Source organism: Janthinobacterium sp. 78, from assembly GCF_003096775.1.
Classification (GTDB): Bacteria; Pseudomonadota; Gammaproteobacteria; order Burkholderiales; family Burkholderiaceae_D; genus Janthinobacterium; species Janthinobacterium tructae.
In genome coordinates, this window is record NZ_QENT01000001.1 from 3,205,090 (window position 1) to 3,223,690 (window position 18,601).

At 63.6% G+C, this 18,601-nt stretch carries 15 protein-coding genes; 7 read left to right on the plus strand and 8 right to left on the minus strand.

Annotated features, from left to right (window positions below):
- Nucleotides 1–138: 138 nt before the first annotated feature.
- On the minus strand, nucleotides 139–2,196 hold the full coding sequence (locus C8C92_RS14100) for an Ig-like domain-containing protein (RefSeq protein ID WP_116744290.1): 2,058 nt from the start codon (nucleotides 2,194–2,196) through the stop codon (nucleotides 139–141).
- A 177-nt stretch (nucleotides 2,197–2,373) separates the two neighbouring features.
- On the opposite strand from C8C92_RS14100, the gene C8C92_RS14105 reads away from it, so the two are divergent.
- The 5 genes from C8C92_RS14105 to C8C92_RS14125 all read left to right on the plus strand — a co-directional run bounded on the left by C8C92_RS14105 (nucleotide 2,374) and on the right by C8C92_RS14125 (nucleotide 6,887).
- The gene (locus tag C8C92_RS14105; RefSeq protein WP_116744291.1) at nucleotides 2,374–3,624 is read left to right on the plus strand and encodes an Hsp70 family protein; all 1,251 of its coding nucleotides are present in this window, start codon (nucleotides 2,374–2,376) and stop codon (nucleotides 3,622–3,624) included.
- Between the two features lie 38 nt (nucleotides 3,625–3,662).
- Nucleotides 3,663–4,292: a 3'-5' exonuclease gene (locus C8C92_RS14110; protein WP_207781003.1), complete on the plus strand. Its 630-nt coding sequence runs from the start codon at nucleotides 3,663–3,665 to the stop codon at nucleotides 4,290–4,292.
- A gap of 178 nt (nucleotides 4,293–4,470) precedes the next feature.
- Complete coding sequence (locus tag C8C92_RS27940; RefSeq protein ID WP_116745959.1) at nucleotides 4,471–5,868, plus strand: SEL1-like repeat protein; 1,398 nt, start codon at nucleotides 4,471–4,473, stop codon at nucleotides 5,866–5,868.
- 102 nt (nucleotides 5,869–5,970) lie between these two features.
- Nucleotides 5,971–6,447: a DUF4262 domain-containing protein gene (locus C8C92_RS14120; RefSeq protein WP_116744292.1), complete on the plus strand. Its 477-nt coding sequence runs from the start codon at nucleotides 5,971–5,973 to the stop codon at nucleotides 6,445–6,447.
- Complete coding sequence (locus C8C92_RS14125) at nucleotides 6,444–6,887, plus strand: DUF6386 family protein (protein ID WP_116744293.1); 444 nt, start codon at nucleotides 6,444–6,446, stop codon at nucleotides 6,885–6,887. The genes C8C92_RS14120 and C8C92_RS14125 overlap by 4 nt, the downstream gene beginning before the upstream one ends.
- A gap of 31 nt (nucleotides 6,888–6,918) precedes the next feature.
- On the opposite strand, the gene C8C92_RS14130 is transcribed toward C8C92_RS14125, so the two are convergent.
- Nucleotides 6,919–8,706, minus strand: coding sequence for a GGDEF domain-containing protein (locus C8C92_RS14130; RefSeq protein WP_116744294.1), 1,788 nt, complete (start codon nucleotides 8,704–8,706; stop codon nucleotides 6,919–6,921).
- A gap of 415 nt (nucleotides 8,707–9,121) precedes the next feature.
- Between C8C92_RS14130 and C8C92_RS14135 the strand changes: the two genes are divergently transcribed.
- Nucleotides 9,122–11,305 (plus strand): prolyl oligopeptidase family serine peptidase, encoded by a 2,184-nt coding sequence (locus tag C8C92_RS14135; protein ID WP_207781004.1) that lies wholly within the window; start codon nucleotides 9,122–9,124, stop codon nucleotides 11,303–11,305.
- A 90-nt stretch (nucleotides 11,306–11,395) separates the two neighbouring features.
- On the opposite strand, the gene C8C92_RS14140 is transcribed toward C8C92_RS14135, so the two are convergent.
- The 6 genes from C8C92_RS14140 to C8C92_RS14165 all read right to left on the minus strand — a co-directional run bounded on the left by C8C92_RS14140 (nucleotide 11,396) and on the right by C8C92_RS14165 (nucleotide 17,173).
- Nucleotides 11,396–12,292, minus strand: coding sequence for an STM4011 family radical SAM protein (locus tag C8C92_RS14140; RefSeq protein WP_116744295.1), 897 nt, complete (start codon nucleotides 12,290–12,292; stop codon nucleotides 11,396–11,398).
- The gene (locus C8C92_RS14145; protein ID WP_207781005.1) at nucleotides 12,286–13,665 is read right to left on the minus strand and encodes an STM4012 family radical SAM protein; all 1,380 of its coding nucleotides are present in this window, start codon (nucleotides 13,663–13,665) and stop codon (nucleotides 12,286–12,288) included. Before C8C92_RS14145 ends, C8C92_RS14140 begins: the two co-directional genes overlap by 7 nt.
- Nucleotides 13,662–14,504, minus strand: coding sequence for an STM4013/SEN3800 family hydrolase (locus C8C92_RS14150; RefSeq protein ID WP_099763938.1), 843 nt, complete (start codon nucleotides 14,502–14,504; stop codon nucleotides 13,662–13,664). Before C8C92_RS14150 ends, C8C92_RS14145 begins: the two co-directional genes overlap by 4 nt.
- The gene (locus tag C8C92_RS14155) at nucleotides 14,497–15,573 is read right to left on the minus strand and encodes an STM4014 family protein (protein WP_116744296.1); all 1,077 of its coding nucleotides are present in this window, start codon (nucleotides 15,571–15,573) and stop codon (nucleotides 14,497–14,499) included. Before C8C92_RS14155 ends, C8C92_RS14150 begins: the two co-directional genes overlap by 8 nt.
- Before the next feature lie 6 nt (nucleotides 15,574–15,579).
- Nucleotides 15,580–16,506, minus strand: a complete 927-nt coding sequence (locus tag C8C92_RS14160) for an STM4015 family protein (protein WP_116744297.1) — start codon at nucleotides 16,504–16,506, stop codon at nucleotides 15,580–15,582.
- 91 nt (nucleotides 16,507–16,597) lie between these two features.
- Nucleotides 16,598–17,173 carry an XRE family transcriptional regulator gene (locus C8C92_RS14165; RefSeq protein ID WP_034751403.1) on the minus strand — a complete coding sequence of 192 codons (576 nt, stop codon included), beginning with the start codon at nucleotides 17,171–17,173 and terminating at the stop codon, nucleotides 16,598–16,600.
- 200 nt (nucleotides 17,174–17,373) lie between these two features.
- Between C8C92_RS14165 and kbl the strand changes: the two genes are divergently transcribed.
- Complete coding sequence (kbl, locus tag C8C92_RS14170) at nucleotides 17,374–18,597, plus strand: glycine C-acetyltransferase (RefSeq protein WP_116744298.1); 1,224 nt, start codon at nucleotides 17,374–17,376, stop codon at nucleotides 18,595–18,597.
- Nucleotides 18,598–18,601 lie beyond the last annotated feature (4 nt).

The following is an 18,601-nucleotide window of genomic DNA, read 5'->3' on the forward strand; positions in this document are numbered from 1 at the left end:
GTATTCCTGCAGGCCCGGCCGCTTGTGGCGGCGTGGGCGGGAAAAATGAGCATAGCGAAAATATTTCCATGTGGCAAGACTGTTTTCTTGTCCATGTTGCAAATAATTTGATTGAATGGCAAGTGGTATGCTTGCCCCTCAGTCGGGGCTGTCGCAGGGGCCGCTGCCATAGGGGCTGATGCGTCCTGGCGGATCCACGCGGCGCACGCTGAAGTCGCTGGCCAGCGTGGGTAATGGAAAATCCGTCGTGGCGCTCGCTTCCGTGCCGCTGACCGTGCCGCGCACCGTCAGGGCGACGTGCACCCAGGAACCATGGTTGCGCGGATAACTGAGGGTGACGGTGGCCATGCCCAGCGCGTCGCTCAGGCCGCTGGCGCTGACGGTCAGGGGGATGCCCGGATCGAGCACGCCATTGCCGTTGCGGTCGTAGGCGGCGTCAAAAATGCCGTTGCGCAAGACATCTTCATTGGCGCAGCTGTAGCGGGGCAGGGCCAGGCGCCAGACGCCCGTGTCGGGGAATTCGGGCTTGTCCGCCTCCCACACAAAATATCCCTTGGCATAGCGGCTGGGCCAGGCGGCAGCCGTGATGGCGACGCCGGACACGGCGTTGCCTGCGCTGTCGGAAACGAATACGGTAAAGTCCTTTTGCAGCACGCTGGTCGAATACTCGCGCAGCAGGCTGCCCGTGCCCAGCTTGATCGACAGCGCTTGCCGCGCCACCGTCAGGCGCACGAGGGCCGTGGCCGCCGCTTGCGCTGCGCCCTCGATGCGGGCCTGGATCAGCACGCCGTCGCGCCCGCTATCGGCCGGCCCCGCCACATACACGGCGCGCGCCAGGCCGTCGCTGCCCGTCAGCACCCGTCCCGCCTGTCGCAGGTAGCCACCGCTGGGGTCGCTCAAGATGCTGAACAGCACGGGCGCATTCTTGACCAGGTTGCTCGCCGCGCCATCGCGCACCACGGCGCTGATTGTGCTGATACTGGCGCTGTCGGCCGATGTGGCAGTGCTGGCGCGCAGGACGGCCGGCTCCGCCTGCACGGCCAGCTTGCTGGCACCGCTCAGGGGAGCGACGAATTCCAGCCGCGTCTGTGCCGAGGGCCCGCCCGCCACGGCCGCCGTGACGGTGGCCACGCCCGCGTTGGCCGACTGCACATAGCTGCGCGGCAAGTTACCATTGTTAAAGATCAGGCTTGCGGGCACGGCCTGGCTGCAGGCGCTGTCCGCAAACAGGCTGCCGCGCGAGGTCGACAGGCTGGCGCTGCCCGTTTGCGCCACGCCAGCCTTGTCGTAGCGCACGTCGATGGGCTGGCACGCCAGGGTCGCCACTTCCGGCAGCACGTCCGCGCCGCTGGCGTCCTGGCCCACGGCCGGACTCAGGCGCAGTTCGCTGCCGGCCACGGCATATGCTTGCGTGGCGGCAGCGCCCAGCGCGCTGACGGAGACGGCATCCTTGCCCAGGCTGCCTGCCGTCAGGCGCAGCAGCAGCTGGCCTTGCGCATTGCTGAGCGCCGCGCCGCCATCCTTGACGCGCAGGCCGTTGCCGGCGCCCGTGCTGTAGGCGATGGCGGCGCCGGCCACGGGCCGCTTTGCCGAGTCGCGCACGGTGACGGTGAGGTCGGCGCCCTGGCCCAGCATCAAGGCGGCCGGCCCCAGCAACTCTACGCTGCTGCCCGTGACCGCCACCGTGCCCTTGCCGCTGCGCGCGCCCACATTGGCCGTCACGGTGATGCTGCGGTTGCTGTTGGCGCCACCGGTGCCCAGCAGGGCGCGCGCCTGGCCGTTCTTGTCTGTCACGGCGTCGACGCTGCCGAGGATGCCGGAATCGGCAGCAAAGGAAATTGTTGCGTTTGGCAAGGCCAGGTTGGCGCCATCCTTGACGAGGGCCGTGACGGCCACTTCACTGCCGGGCAGGCCCGCCGAGGCCAGTTCCGTGCTGGAAAACACCAGGTTGACGGCGCTGGCCAGGCTGGCCGGCTCGGGTGGCGTGACGGGTGGAATCACGGGTGGAGTGACAGGCGGCGTGACGGGCGGATTGATGGGTGGCGGCGGGCTGCCGCCGCAGCCTGCCGTGCTGTGCAGCGAGCAGCCGGCGCCAGCCTGGCTATCGGTACTGCCCCCGCCGCCGCAGCCGACGAGAGAAACGAGGATGGCAGTCAGCAAAGCAGCGGGCAGGTGGCGCAGGGGGGCATGGGGCACGATGGGTCTCCGGGAGCTTGCCGAGTTGCTCGGCGTCAATCCCAAGAGTAGCTTGTGCACACCTTCGCTACTTGATGCAAAGCAAGCTTGTTGTCTTGGCCGTGCCGGAAGTATTTTTCTGGTGCAATGGCGTGCCTTCTGATAAGATAACGCCCCTTTATTCAGGGAAGGGTCGACATGGCCAATGCTTGCGGCGTCGATTTCGGCACGTCAAATTCCACGGTAGGCTGGGCACGTCCCGGGCAGAGCACCATGCTCGGCCTGGAAGATGGCAAGACGACCTTACCGTCCGTTGTCTTCTTCAATGCGGAAGACGAGGAAGTCAGTTTTGGCCGCGCGGCGCTGGCCGGTTATCTGGCCGGTTACGAGGGGCGTTTGATGCGCTCGCTGAAAAGCTTGCTGGGTACCAGTCTCATCGATGGCCAGACGGAAGTGGGCGGCCGCGCCTTGCCATTTCGCATGTTGCTGGCACAATTCATTGGTGAAGTGAAACGCCGCGCCGAGCAATCGGCCGGCCGCGAATTCTCGTCCGCCGTGTTTGGCCGTCCCGTCTTCTTTATCGACGACAATGCGCAGGCCGACCAGCTGGCGCAAGACACGCTGGCCGACGTGGCCCGTTCCGTGGGCTTCAAGGACGTCGCCTTCCAGTTCGAGCCGATTGCCGCCGCCTTCGACTACGAGTCGCAGATCGACCGCGAAGAGCTGGTGCTGATCGCCGACATCGGCGGCGGTACTTCCGACTTTTCGCTGGTGCGGTTGTCGTCCGCGCGGGCGAAAAAGGCTGAGCGGCGCGACGACATCCTCGCCACGGGCGGCGTGCACATCGGCGGCACGGATTTCGATAAATACCTGAGCCTGTCTTCGGTCATGCCTTTGCTCGGCTATGGCAGCCGGCTGCATAACAATAGCGAAGTGCCGTCCAGCTATTATTTCAACCTGGCGACCTGGCACACGATCAACCTGGCGTACACCAAGAAGATCTGGGTCCAGCTGGCCGACGTGTGCCGCGATGCGCGTGAGCAAGACAAGATGGGGCGCTTGCAAAAGCTGATCGACGAGCGCGCCGGCCACTGGCTGGCCATGAAAGTCGAAGAGGGCAAGATTGCCCTGTCCGACGCGGCCGAAGTGCAGCTGGAGCTGGAGCGTTTGTCGCCCGCGCAGAGCCTGTTGCTCAAACGCACGCAATTCAACGACGCCATCGGCCATTTGTGCGGTTCCGTGGAAGAAACCGTGCTGCGGCTGCTGCGCGACGCGGGCGTGGCGCCGGAAGCCGTCGACACCGTGTTCTTCACGGGCGGATCGAGCGGCGTGCGCTTGCTGCGTGAAAAGATCGCGGCCCTGGTACCGGCCGCGCGCAAGGTCGAAGGCGACCTGTTCGGTAGTATCGGTGCGGGACTCGCGCTGGACGCCGTGCGCAAGTTCGGCTAAGCTGGCCCACCGTAGCATCGCAGAAAGAGCCTGACTTCATGAATGTGTTTGACAAACCGATCGTCATGATCGACTTCGAGACGACCGGACTGTCACCCGACATGGGCGACCGCATCACGGAAGTGGCGGCCTTGCGCATCGAGGGCGGGCGGATCACGGAACGCTATGTGACCCTGATCAACTGCAATGCGCGCATTCCCTCGTTCATCACGGGCTTGACGGGCATCACGCAGGCGATGGTGGACAAGGCGCCGCCCGTGGCCGAGGTGGTGCCGCAGTTGCTCGATTTCATCGGCAGCGATGCCTTGTCGGCGCACAATGCCAGCTTCGATGAAAAATTCCTGCGCGCGGAAAGCGCCAGGCTGAACCTGACACCCGCGCACCAGTCGCTCGTGTGTTCCTTGAAACTGTCGCGCCGCGTGTTTCCCGGCCTGTCCAGCTACAAGCTGGGCTTGCTGTCGAGCCAGCTGGGCATCGCCTTCAAGAGCGCCGCCCACAGGGCCGAGTCCGATGCGGAAGTGGCGGCGCAAGTGCTGATCCATATCGGCCGCCATTTGCGCAGCAGCTATGGGATCGCCGATATCGACGCCGACCTGCTGGTGTCGCTGAACAAGCTGGCGGCCGCGAAAGTGCCGCAATTCCTGCAAAAGCATCCATCACGCCGCTGATCTTCGCATCGCCTCTAAGCGGGCTCATCAAAACGATATAATTTTGTTATTTCGTTTGAGCCTGCTCAAGTCCTTCCCCCACATCGAATTTAAAATTTAGGCAACACACACGATTTCGCCGCCCTGGGCCGCCGTTTTGCGCGTGCTGCCGGCAAGCGCAATGTGGATGGGGGCGCACATGGACAAGCACCATACTGCCAGAGATAGCCACCAGGCGTATATCTGGTTCCGCACGGCTGCCGAACAGGGCAATGCCTATGCCCAGTTCAACCTGGGCTTGATGTACAAGAAGGGTGAAGGCGTGGCGCAGGACGATGCACGCGCCTTTGTTTGGCTGCGCCTGGCCGCGCTGCAAGGGCTGGCGTTCGCGCAGAACCACCTGGGCGCCTTGTATTACCACGGCCGCGGCGTGGCGCAGAGCGACGAAGACGCCGTACTGTGGTTTCGCCGCGCCGCCGCCCAAGGCGATGCCTCGGCCCAGCAAAACCTGGGGCAGATGTACCGCAAGGGACGGGGCGTGCTGCAGAGCGACGAGCTGGCCCTGGCGTGGTTTTACCGCGCCTCCGAACAGGGCGTGGCCAGCGCGCAATCCATGCTGGGTGTAGCGTATGCCCAGGGGCTGGGCGCGAAAAAGAACGATGCGCTGGCCCTGGCCTGGTTCCGCAAGGCAGCCTTGCAGGGCGATGCGCAGGCGCAGCTGAACCTGGGACTCGTCTACAAGCGGGGGCAGGGCGTGGCGCAAAGCGATGCGCAGGCGCTGGCCTGGTTCCGCCAGGCCGCCGCCCAGGGCTTGGCGGTGGCGCAGCGGCAACTCGGCGTGGCGTATGCGGAAGGCCTGGGCGTGGCGCCCGACCAGCTGCGCGCCTATGCCTGGCTGCAGCGGGCGGCCGAGCAGGACGATGCCGACGCCCAGTTCAACCTGGGCCTGATGCTGGCGCGCGGCCAGGGCGTGGACAAGGACGAGGCGCGCGCCGTGGCCTGGTACCGGCGCGCCGCGCTGCAGGGCCATTGCATGGCGCAATACAATCTGGGCGGCATGTATGCGGGCGGGCGCGGCATCGCCCGCGGCTTGCGTCAGGCGCTGGACTGGTATGCCAGGGCGGCGGCCCAGGGCGCGTCGAATGCGCAGTTCAACCTGGGCGTGATGTATGCCAATGGCCAGGGCGTGGAACGCGACGATGTCTGCGCCGTGCGCTGGTACCGTACGGCCGCCGAGCAGGGCGATGCCAGCGCGCAAAACAATTTGGGCGTCATGTATGCGAACGGCCATGGTGTGCCGCAAGACCACGGACTGGCCGTGCAATGGTATGCGCGTGCGGCCGGCCAGGGTCATGCGCTGGCCCAGTACAACCTGGGCGGCATGTATAACAGCGGGCGCGGCGTGGAGAAAGATGTGCTGTGCGGCTACATGTGGCTGGCGCTGGCGGCCGAGGGCGGCGATCGCGGGGCGGCCAAGGCCAGGGAAGCGGCGGCGGCCAGGCTGGAGCCGGCACAGTTGCAAGAGGCGCAGCAGCGCATGCGGCAATGGCACCAGGGGCGCTTTCCGCCGCAGCCGCCGCTGCCGCCGCCAGACTGAAGCGCCGGCAGCGTGCGCGCACGGACGCGCACTGCATGCGATAATTGCCGAAGAGCATGTCGCGAAGGCGGCGCGGGTTTCAGGCACAGTGAAAGGTGAAGCATGGTAAGGCAGGCAGGCGAGGATGCATCCGAGCAAAAAGTCATCGACGACATCGCCACGCATGGCTGGCATGGCGTGCATATCAGTGCTGATGAAGTCGGTCCCGGCTATGCCTTCACGATAGGCGCCTGCCACAGTTTCGGCCAGCCTGAATTTCTCATCATGGGCTTGCCGCGCGCCATGGCCCACCAGATACTCGACGTGGCGCTGGACGCCGCGCGCAGCGGCGCCATCACGGATTTCACGGCCACCACGGACGCCTTGCTGGAAGGTCATCAGTGCGCCTTCGTGCGCGTGCCCGTCGAGCAATACCGCAACTATGTCGGCTATGCGCGCTGGTATTATCAGGGCGATGATTTTATGCTGTACCAGATCGTCTGGCCGTCGCGCGATGGCCATTTCCCTTGGCAGGCGCAAGCCAGTGCGCAGTACGTGGAGAGTCAGCCCCTGCTGGGGCCTGCGCCGCTAGCGGCATGACGGCAGGCAAGCTCGTCACCATTGTGACCGGCACGGCCACCGTGTGCGTGTTCGACCCGGCGCTGGCGCGCCACAAACTCGATGATGACTGCGACTGGTGGAGCATCCCCAGTGCGGAACTGGCGGCCGTGAATGCGGGGCAAGTGGCGTTTTTCAACGTGGGTGGCGACGGCGCATATGACATCGCGTTGTACGCGGAACTTGCCGAGCCGCACGCGAGCGTGCATCTGGCCGTCGTCTCGGGCCGCGTCTTCATCGGCGCCGGAGAAGATGTGACGGGTGGCGGCCTGGAACCGGACACGGCCTGTGGCGGCCTGTTCGTGGACGTGCCCGCGGGCAGCTACTGCGTGCAGGCGCGTCGCGAAGGCGCGCGCATCAGCCTGGCGTTCGTGCCCGATGCGCGTAGCAGCAATGCGTTTGGCGACCTCGTGCGTATTTGATCCCCATTCATTCTCTTGCTATTGACGCTGGCTAGGCATCCATGCGTACCACGCCCGTGCCTTGCCGCCGGTCCAGGAACAGGCTGTTGCCATGGATTTTCTTCGCCTGCTTCTTCGCTTCGGCCGCCTGCGTGGCAATCTGATGGTGCGTGTAGTACTGGTGCGCCTCGACCTTGATGACGCCCAGCGACAGGCTGATCAGCGAATAGAACACTTTCTTGCCTTGCCGGTCTTCGCTGATGTAGCCGCCCCGTTCGCAGTCGCCCGTGCTGTAATAGGCGAGGATGGCGGCGGCAAAGCGCTCCAGTATGGCCTGGCAGCGCGTTTCCCAGTCTTCGCTCTGGAACAGGATCATGAAATCGTCGCCGCCGATGTGGCCGATGAAGTCGCGGTTCGGGTCGCAATGGCTGCTGAGGATTTCTCCCGTTAGCTGGATCACGTCGTCACCCTTGCGATAGCCGTACACGTCGTTGAAGGGCTTGAAATGGTCGAGGTCGCAATAGCAGACCCAGAAGCGGCTGCCGCTGTGTAATAAACGGTCGATATGCTCGTTGATGGGCACGTTGCCAGGCAGTTGTGTCAACGGGTTGGCATAGCGGGCCGCATTGATCTGCATCTGCGTGATTTCGCGCATCAGGTCGTGTCCCGTGCCCATGCCCAGGTAGCGGCCCTGTTCGGTGATGATGAAGCCGTTGAACAGATGGTGGGCGTCGGACTGCACCATGGTGTAGCTGAGTTCCTGCAAGCTCGTCTCGTGGTCGGCGATCAGGGGCGTGGCATCCATGAACAGGCTGCACGATTTCTTGCCATACAGTTCGCGCTGGTAGGGGCGGGCGAAGTGGTCGATCATCTCGAAGCGGCTGATCAGGCCCAGCGGCACGCCGTCATCGACGACGGGGATGATCATCAGCTTCGGTTCCTTCAGGAAGATATCGTACACCTCGTTGTTATTGAGTTGCGGCGAAACGGCCGCCACCTTGTTCAGCAGCTTGCGAATGCTGGCGCCGTTCTTTTCCAGGCTGCTGCGCTGCGGATACACGGCCACGCCGTTGCGTCCCAGCGCCTGCACCACTTCGGCCGGCAGGGCGCGCGCCGGCACGGCATTGGGCCGGCCCAGGTGATAGCCTTGTCCAAACGCCACGCCCAGGTCGCGCAAGACCAGCAATTCCGTTTGCGCCTCGATGCCTTCGGCGATCACCAGCGTGCCCGATTTTTCCGCGATTTCCTGGATCGAGCGCACGAACTGCAGTTTCACGGGGTCATGATTGATGCCCTGGATGAAATGCATGTCGATTTTCACGTATTCCGGGCGTAATTCCGACCACAGGCGCAGGCTGGAAAAGCCTTCACCCAGGTCGTCGATGGCGATCTGGAAACCCATGTTGCGGTAATGCAGCACCGCTTCGCGCATCAGCTCGTAATCGTAGGTGGGCTGGTTTTCCGTCAGCTCGATGATGACACGGTCCGGATTGATGCCGATGTGTTCGATGTATTCCAGGGTCTCGCCATGGCGGGCATTGCGCAGCAGCAGGCATTCAGGGCTGACGTTGAGGAACAGTTTTCCGGGCAACTGCAGTTCGGCAAAGCGTTCGAGCACCACTTGCCGGCACAGGTGTTCCACTTCCAGGGTCAGGTCATGCGCGCGCGCCACCTTGAACAGATTCATCGGCGCGTGCAGGGGGCTGTCGGAAGGCCCCCGTATCAAGCCTTCGTAGCCGATGATGTCGCCGCTGTGCATGTGGATGATGGGCTGGAACAGGGCGCTGAGCTTGCGGCCCGCCAGGATCTCGTGCAAGGCATCCGTTCCTTCGATGGACATGGGGGCAGACGGTGGCTTCAGGTAAGCCACATTCGATGGCATCGCGCCGGGCGGCGCGGCGGTGGTGGAAGGGAGGGCGAGAGTGTGCATAGGAGGATGTGGCGGCACGGCCTCTGGACGGGCCATGAACATGTTGCCTATAGTAAAGAAGATTTATGACAGCTTGATGAAACGTATTAACTTTTGATAATGTTTCTTGCCTGCCCGTCAGTTTGCCGATTCTCGTCAAAAACGCGATTTATCACGGTGATTCATGCAAATTGCCCAAACAAAAGACGGCAAATTCATCAGATAACTGTGCTTTAAAAGTGCCAATCCGCGCTATGATTTCTCTTGGCGAAAGTCAACATGGGCAGCCGCAGCGTGAGTGTGAACGGCCTGCTTTCTTCGACATCCAACAATGAGACACCAACCCATGCAATTACGTAGTGCAACCCTCATATTCAGCTTGCTGGCCGCTTTCGGTGGCAATGCCATGGCGCAATCTTGCCCGGCCGGCGATGGCGCCTCCGTGACGTATCCGGTCAGCAAAAAAGTTGACCAGCAAGACAGCTATTTCGGCACCACCATTGCCGACCCCTACCGCTGGCTGGAAGACGCCAACAGCGCCGAGACGGGCGACTGGGTGGCGGCGCAAAACAAGCTGACGCAGTCGTACCTGGGCACCATCCCCGAGCGCGCCGCGATCAAGCAGCGCCTGACCAAGCTGTGGAATTATGAGCGTTTCTCTACGCCAACGAAGCAGGGCGGCCGTTACTTTTACAGCCGCAACGATGGCTTGCAGAACCAGGCCGTGCTGTACACGGTGAAAAAACTGACGGACGAGCCGCGTCTGCTGCTCGACCCGAATACCCTGTCCACGGATGGCACGGTGGCGCTGGCCGGCACTTCGATCAGCCCGAACGGCAAGTACCTGGCGTATGCCACGTCCGCTTCCGGTTCCGACTGGAACGAGTGGAAAGTGCGCGATATCGAATCGGGCAAGGATTTGACGGACCACATCAAGTGGGCCAAGTTCTCGGGCGCCTCGTGGAGCAAGGACAACAGCGGTTTCTTCTACAGCCGCTATGACGCGCCGAACGAAGCGACCAAGCTGGCCGATATCAATTACTTCCAGAAATTGTATTTCCACAAGATCGGCACGCAGCAAAGCGACGACGTGCTGGTCTTCGACCGTCCCGACCAGAAGGAATGGGCGTTTGGCGGCAGCACCGTCAGCGACGACGGCAATTATTTGATCATCACGGCCACGCAGGGCACGGAACGCAAGAACCGCGTCTTCTACAAGGATTTGCGCCAGAAGAACGCCAAGGTCGTGGGCTTGCTGGAAGCGTTTGACGCGTCCTACTCGTTCATCGACAACGACGGCCCCGTGTTTTTCTTCAAGACGGATAACAAGGCGCCAAAATCGCGCGTGATCGCCATCGACACGCGCAAACCTGCGCCCGCCGACTGGAAGGAAATCGTGCCGCAAGCGGCGGAAACCCTGGTCGCCGTCAACCTGATCAACAACCAGCTGGTGCTCGATTACCTCAAGGATGCGCAAACGCAAATCAAGATCGTCGACCTGAAAGGCAAGCTGGTGCGTGAAGTGGCGCTGCCGGGCATCGGTTCGGCCGGCGGCTTTGCGGGAAAGCGTGGCGACACGGAAACGTTCTACTCGTTTACCAGCTTCACGACGCCGGCGACCATCTACCGTTACGACATGAAATCGGGCAAGAGCAGCGTGTACCGCCAGCCGAAGGTCGATTTCGACCCGAACGCCTTTGAAACGCGCCAGCAATTCTTCACCAGCCGCGACGGCACCAAGGTGCCGATGTTCATCGTCTCGAAAAAAGGCATGAAGCTCGACGGTAGTAATCCCACCTATCTGTATGGCTATGGCGGCTTCAATATTTCGCTGACGCCGAGCTTCTCCGTGGCCAACTTGGCTTGGGTGGAAATGGGCGGCGTCTACGTGATGGCCAACCTGCGCGGCGGCGGTGAATACGGCGAAGCCTGGCATCAGGCTGGCACCAAGCTGAACAAGCAAAACGTGTTCGACGATTTTATCGGCGCGGCGCAATGGCTGGTGGACAACAAAGTCACATCGCCATCCAAGCTGGCGATCGGCGGCGGCAGCAATGGCGGCCTGCTGGTGGGCGCAGCCATGACGCAGCGTCCCGACCTGTTTGCGGCAGCCATCCCGCAAGTGGGCGTGCTCGACATGTTGCGTTTCCACAAGTTCACCGTGGGCTGGGGCTGGGTGCCTGACTATGGTTCGTCGGACGACGCCGAGCAGTTCAAGGCGCTGGTGAAATACTCGCCGCTGCACAACCTGAAAGCGGGCGGCTGCTATCCGGCCACCATGATCACGACGGCCGACCATGACGACCGCGTCGTGCCCGCCCACAGCTTCAAGTTCGCCGCCGCCGCCCAGGCAGCGCAAGGCGGCCCGGCACCCGTGCTGATCCGCATCGACAGCAAGGCGGGCCATGGCGCCGGCAAGCCGACGACCAAGCAGATCGAAGAAGTGGCCGACCGCTGGGGCTTCCTCAGCCGTTCGCTGAAGATGACGCCGGTGACAGCGACTGAGCCGGCCAAGGTAGCGGCGCAGTAAAACACGGTAGGTCGGATTAGCGCGGCATCGCCGTGCGTAATCCGACACTGCCAGCGCCAACAATGTGTCGGATTACGCGGCGTGCCGCCGCTAATCCGACCTACTCCTGACCCCAGCATTTAACGGCGTAATCCTCGCCAGCACCCCCTCCCCAAACACTGCCTGAAACGGCAAATCCTTGCGCTGCGCATAGCCGATATAGCAGTCGCACTTGAAGCGCGGGCAGGCGCGTTCCTGCAGCAGGTCCGCCAGTGTATCCACGTACAGATTCCCCAGCCGCTCCGGCACGAAATGGCAGCGCGCCAGTTCGCCGTCGCCATCGACGGACAGCGACGCTTCGCCCGCCAGGCACGGTTTATTGCGCGAGGGCGATGGGCGGCGGTTTTGCGCGAACCACGGGTCGACGGTATCAAACCAGGCCAGATCCTGTTCGCTGTAGTAGCCAGGGCCGCGCCGGTCATACGCGTTCAGCCACAGGTAGACGTGGGCCGGCAGGGCCGCGCGCAGGGCGCGGATGGCCTCCAGATGTTCGTTCATCGCCACGACGCCGACGGAATAGCGCACGCCCATGGCGTCCAGGCGCGCGCAGCGTGCGAGAAAGCGCGCCAGGGTCGTCTGGTCCGGGTGGTAGGTGCACCACAGGCCGATCTTGTCCAGCCCTTCCATGTTCTCCAGCCAGCCCAAGGGGCCGGACAGGTTCGTTTGCAGCGCCACCTGGCGCACGTGCGGCAAGGCTGCCAGGGTTTGCATGGCCGCGCGGTAGTGGCGCCGCACCAGCGCTTCGCCCCAGGGCGTAAACAGGATACTGATGTTCCGGTCTTGCGCCGCCACCCAATCCGTAAAACGCGCCACTTCGCGCGCGTCGCGGGCCAGCGCGGTACGGCTGTCGCGCTTCTTGGCGAATGGGCAGTAGCCGCAGGCGTAATTGCAACTGGCCAGGGTGCCGCGGTACAGCAGGGACAGCGTTTGCGCTTGCGCTGTCAGCACGCCTGGCCGCCTTCGGCCATCAGCGCGCGCACCGTATCGGAGGCCAGCCACGGGCCGATGGTGTCGGCGTAGCTGTAGCCCCGCTCGTTCAGGCGCAGAAGCGGGCCATTTTCTTCCACCAATTCCAGCGCGTGCAATTCGGCCAGCTGGGGCAAGTCTGCTTCGCAGCGGCTGCCGAAGCGCGCCGCGTAGGCGTCGCGGTCCAGGCCCGGTTCGGTCAGCAGCGACTGGATCACGTAGCGGCGGCGCTGTTCTGCGTCATCGAGCTGGTAACCGTGTTCGGCCTGCGCGAAACGCGCTTCATCGAGTGCCAGATACCCGTCGATGATGTTGATGGTGTCCGTGCGCGCCACCGCATACTCGCTCGAGTAATGCAGGCTGGCCGTGTAGGAGCGGGCGCCCGCGCCCAGGCCCAGCATGCCGTCATTCTGGCAGCAGTACGAGGGCCCGTTCTGTTCCGGCGCATGCGGGGCGCGGAACATGCGCATCGAGACCTGCTCATAGCCTTGGGCGCGCAAATGGTCGCGCGCGGCCGCGTACAGGGCCAGGCGGCTGTCGCCGTCCTGCGCCAGCATGATGGGGTTCAGCGTCTCGGCGCCTTTGCGACGCGCGATCTTGCCGAGACCCGTCTGCTCGCGCACGTACAGCGGATACAGATAGATCTCCTCGGGCGCAAACGTCAGCGCGCTGTCGATGGACGCCAGCAGGCTGGCGATGGTTTGCCCCGCGATGCCGTAGATCAGGTCCAGGTTCAGGGTGGGAAAGCCGGCTGCGCGTATCAGGCCGATGGCGTGATGCACGGTGGCGTTTTGCTGGGGACGGGCCAGCGCGCGCATTTCGCCGGCGGCAAAGCTCTGGATGCCCAGGCTGACGCGGTCGATGCCATGCGCGCGGCAGACGGCAAGGCGTTCTGCCGTGATGGTTTCGGGCGACGCCTCGATGCCGGCCGGCGTGGTTTGCAAGTCGATGCCGAGGATGTCGCGTGCGCCGCACAGAAGGGTATCGAGCTGCGCCGGTGACAAATAGGTGGGCGTGCCGCCGCCCAGCGCGAAGCGGGCGAAGCGCCGTTCGCCCAGCGCGCCGGCCAGGGCGCGCATCTGCACCAGCACTTGCTGCACGTAGCGCTCGACCATGTCGGCGCTGGGGCGCGCCATGGCGAACAGGTTGCAAAAGCCGCAGCGCATTTCGCAAAACGGAATATGGATATACGCGAACAGGGCGGAGCGGTCTTGCTGCGCCCACAGGGGCGCCAGCGGCGCTGCCTGCGGCAAGGCGCGGTAAGCCGCCTTGTGCGGATACGAATAGGAATACGCCTGGTAGGGCGTGTGGCGCATGCGCTGCGCCAGGGTGCCAGGCTGTTCGGATGGGTTCACGGTGGGGATTCCTTGGGAGATGTATCGGGGGCGATGAAGAAGTGCGCGTACGGCACGTTCCACACGCTGTCATGGGCCACTCTATGGCCCCGGTAGCCGTCTTCGCCATACGCGCTGCCGTGATCCGAGCAGACGATGGCAAACGTGGGTGCGCGCGCGGCGCAGGCGGCAAACAATGGCGCCAGCGCGCCATCCACATAGCGCAGGGCCGCCGCATGGCTGTCAAGGTTATCGGCACGGCAGCCGGGCAGGTAGGCGCGGTTCGGCGTGTGCAGGGCGGCCACGTTGATGAACAAAAAGTTGCGCTGGTCGCCGTCCGCCAGGCGTTCGATTGCCAGCGTCACCTGTTTTTGCGTCGAGTGGCGGCTGGCCACGCCCATGCCGGCGCTCCAGTGGCTTTCCTGGAACAGCGACGGCAGCACCGTGCCCAGCGCGGTCTGTTTATTGAAAAAGCCCACGCCGCCGATGCAGACGGTGCGATAGCCGCGCGCGGCCAGTGCGGCGGGCAGGTCCGCTTCCTCGAAAGTGCAGGTGTGCGGCGAGGTGGTTTCGCTGCCCGCAAAAGCGCTGGCGAACAGGCGCGGGTGGCGGCCCGGTGTGGCCGGCGTGGGCAGAAATCCCGCGAAGAAGGCATGGTGCGCCGCGTAGGTGAACGTGGCGGGCGAGTGGCGCCGTTCCCAGCCGCCCGGTGGTAAAAAACGTCCCAGCACGGGCAGTTCGCCCGCCTCGTACAGCGCTTGCGCCACGTCGTAGCGCAGGGTGTCGAGCGTGATGAAGACGATGTCGTGGCTGCCGACGATGGCGTGCATGTCGGGGATGGGCGGTGTTTCTTTATGCATGGGCCAGTTGCGCCGTGTAGGTATCGATGCCTTGCCACAGAAGGCCGGGCAGCAGGTCGCCGAAGGCATTCGCCTCCAGCACATGGGCCTGGCCCTGGCGCACCACCAGGTCGTAGCCCGTGACGTGGCTGTGGGGGAAGGCGCGCGCGGCCTGGGCGCTGGTCGCTTCCAGCGCGGCCAGGTCAGCTGCGTTCAAAAGGCCGGCTGCGTCGCCGCGCCGGTTGTCGAGGTGCAGATTCGTCATCATCTGCTTGCCGATGCGCCCCACCCGGTGCGCGGGCCGGCCGGCCAGGGTCACGACGCGCAGGTCGTAGTGGCTGTCGCCGCAGCGCGGCTTGTTCAGCCACGCTTCCGCGTATAGTTCCTGCGCGGCCAGCGCGTCGACGAGGGCGGCGATGTCGTGTTCGGATTCGTAGCGCGCCATGCGCTTGCTGTTCATCAGGCGCGTTATGCCCTCCGTGCGGTACAAGGCGGCCGAGGTGGTGGCTTGCTGGCGCTCGGCCTTGTTCCGGCGGTAGGCGACGACGCCCGACGCGGACGAGCCGTAGCGCGGTTTCAGGTACACGCGGTCAAGCTGGTGTTCGTGCAGCAGCGACTGCAGATGCTCGTAGCCGTGCACGGGGCCGAGCAAGGCAGGTACGGGCACGCCGTGCGCGGCCAGGTGGCGCTGGCACGCCAGCTTGTCCGTCATGAGGGTGATGTCGGCCGGCGCATTGAGCACGTGCGCTTGCGGCAAGTCGACCAGTTGTGTCTCCAGTGCCTGCATGGCGGCGTTGAAACCTGCAAACCACGCATCCATGGCCAGCAGTTCGCCATGTGCGGGCGCATCGACCAGCGGACGATCCAGCAGCCGGCAGCCTGCCTGCAGCAACAGCAGGTGGGCGGCAGGATCGTCGCCGGGCGGTTCGATTTTCAACAGGCCGGGGTGCGCCAAGGCTGCATCGAGCAAGGCGGGCTGACGCAGCCAGTCGCGCCATTCCAGCACCTGCGCGGGCGGCAGGCGCAGTTGCGCGCGCGCCGCCTGCATCAGGCGCGCGCGCTTGCTGCCGGCGGTGGCTAGCAAAAGCATCAGGTTTTATTCGCCGACGGCGACATAACGGTAGCTTTCGCCATCGTCTTCATCGGCTTCCTGCGGGTCGTCCAGTACTACTTCGAAGGGCAGCGCCTTCAGCTTGGCCTGGTTTTCTTCCGAGATGTAATGGTGCGACAGGTCCAGGCGCTTCAACTTGCCCAGTTGCGTGTGATTGAGTATGGCCACGGCGCCCAGGTCGCCGATGGTGCCCAGCGACAGGTCGAGGGTGTCGAGCTGCGCCACCAGCGGTTCCTCGGCCAGCCAGACGGCCAGGTCGTCGGCGATTTCCGCGTCGCGCAAGCCCAGGTAGCGCAGGGTCGGCACGGTCAGCTGCGCCAGCACCTTGCGGTACAGGTCCACGTCGCCCGAGAAACCATAGTCGTCCGTGCCCAGCCACAGTTCCAGGTGTTCCAGCTGCGGCATGCTCGATTGCGCCAGCGCCTCGGCGATCTTTTGATCGAGGCCGCCCGCTTCGATGGTGAAGCGACGCAGGTGCTGGTGCGCAAACGGCTCGATGACGAGCTCATTGCCGCCGCGGATGCGCAGCTCTTCCAGCTGCGGGAACGCGTCCAGCAGCGGCTTGTAACTGCCTTGCACGATCCACGAGATTTCGCATTCCTCGTACGTCATGTCGCCAATGAACAGGGCGCGCAAGTTGGGCAGTTGCGGCGCGTGGCTGGCCAGCGCGGCGATCACTTCGTCGGCGCCCGATTCGTACGGGTCGCCCCACATGCCGATGATCAGCGCTTCAAGCGCATTCTTGTCGGTTTTTTCCAGGAAGCCGGCGATCAGGTCCGGCATCTTGCGCTTGTCGTCATACTCGAGCGAGAGGCGGTAGACGATATCCTGCCCGGATTGCAGCGCAATATCAGGATCGTACTGGACGACCTTTTTTTTGTGGAAGAGGGTGGTGCTTTCGGAAATCGTCATTGCTAAGGCTCCATGAAAGACAGTGAAAATCTTGTCTAATCCAAAATCTTAGCATGGGCGAAAGAGCTTATTGCACACCGCTGAAAAGCAACTATCTATGGATGACCACCAACAATGCCTTGCCTTCCGTCTTGCCCAGATTGCGTATCGTATGCGGCTGGTCGGCCGGATAGCGCGCCGTGCCGCCATTCTTGACCTTTTTCTTCGCCGTCCCCACTTCCAGCTCCAGGTTGCCGTGGATCACCGTCAAATGCTCGGTGGTGCCGGGATCGTGCGGCTGCGACGCCAGTTCGCCGCCGGGCGCCAGGGTCACTTCATACCATTCGTATTTGCCGGCCAGTTCCATCGGCCCCAGGATGCGCAGCACGTAGCCCGCGTGGTCGCCGGGCAGGGTGGGGGTTTCGTGGGCGTCCGTGATGCGGATGGTTTCCACGGCTTTTTCCGCGCTGGACAGCAATTCGCCGATCTGCACGCCCAGGGCGTTGGCAAGGCGCCAGGTGATGGCGATGGTGGGATTGGCTTTTTCGCGCTCGATTTGCGACAGCATGGACTTCGAGACGCCCGCGATGCGCGACAAATCCTCGAGTGTCAGGCCGCGCGCCAGGCGCAGCCGTTGCAGGGTGGCACCCACTTCAGGGGGAGAATTGGTCGAAACGCTGGTTTTCATCGGCAGGTGGCTTGCAAAGTTCAATAGGCTTGGGTAATATCCACTATATTGAATTTCAGTTCGAAATAGTGGATTTTGAGGAAAAACACGGAAACGTGCAGACTTCAAACAGCGCTTCACGGTACAGCATATGGCGCGCGCCGGTCAAGCGGCGGCCCATGCAGCCAACAGGCATACAACAGGGACACACAAGGATCATCATGAGCGAGCAAGCGAAGAACACCTTTTTCAGCGGTCTGCAACAGAATCTCGATCAACTGCGCCAACAGGGCTTGTACAAGTCCGAGCGCGTGATCGCCTCGCGCCAGGGCGCTGAAGTGGTGTGCGACGATGGCCGTACCCTGATCAATATGTGTGCGAACAACTACCTGGGCCTGTCCGGCGATCTGCAGACGCAGGAAGCGTCGATTGCCGCTACGCAAAAATACGGCTACGGCCTGTCGTCCGTGCGCTTCATCTGCGGCACGCAAACCGTGCACAAGGAACTGGAACAGGCGATTTCCGCTTTTCTGGGCACCGCAGACACCATACTCTACGCGGCCGCTTTCGACGCCAACGGCGGCGTGTTCGAGCCCCTGTTCGATGAAAACGACGCCATCATCTCGGACGCGCTGAACCACGCGTCCATCATCGACGGCATCCGCCTGTGCAAGGCGGGCCGCTACCGCTACCTGCATAACGACATGGCAGACCTGGAAGTGCAGCTGCAAGCGGCGGTCGCCGCCGGCAAGCGCCATAAAGTCATCGTCACGGATGGCGTGTTCTCGATGGATGGCACGATAGCGCAACTCGACAAGATCTGCGACCTGGCCGACCAATACGGCGCGCTGGTGATGATCGACGAATGCCACGCTTCCGGCTTCATGGGCGCGACGGGCCGCGGCACGCACGAGCACCACAATGTGATGGGCCGCATCGATATCATCACGGGCACCCTGGGCAAGGCCCTGGGCGGCGCCATGGGCGGCTTCACGTCGGCGCGCAAGGAAGTCATCGACACGCTGCGCCAGAAATCGCGCCCTTATCTGTTCTCGAACACCCTGGCGCCATCGATCGCCGGCGCTTCGCTGTCGGTACTCGAGCGCCTGGCCAAGTCGACGGAGCTGCGTGACCGGCTGCATGACAACACGGCGTTCTTCCGCAGCGAGATCGAGCGCATCGGTTTCACCATCAAGCCTGGCACGCATCCGGTGGTGCCCGTGATGCTGTTTGACGCCCCCGTGGCGCAGAAGTTTGCCGCCCGCCTGTATGAACTGGGCGTGCTGGTGACGGGCTTCTTCTACCCGGTCGTGCCGATGGGCCAGGCGCGTGTGCGCGTGCAGCTGTCGGCCGCGCACACCCGCGAACAGCTGGTGCAAGTGCTGGCCGCCTTCGAGCAGGCAGGCAAGGAACTCGGTTTGCTGACCACTACCACCACTAACTAACAAG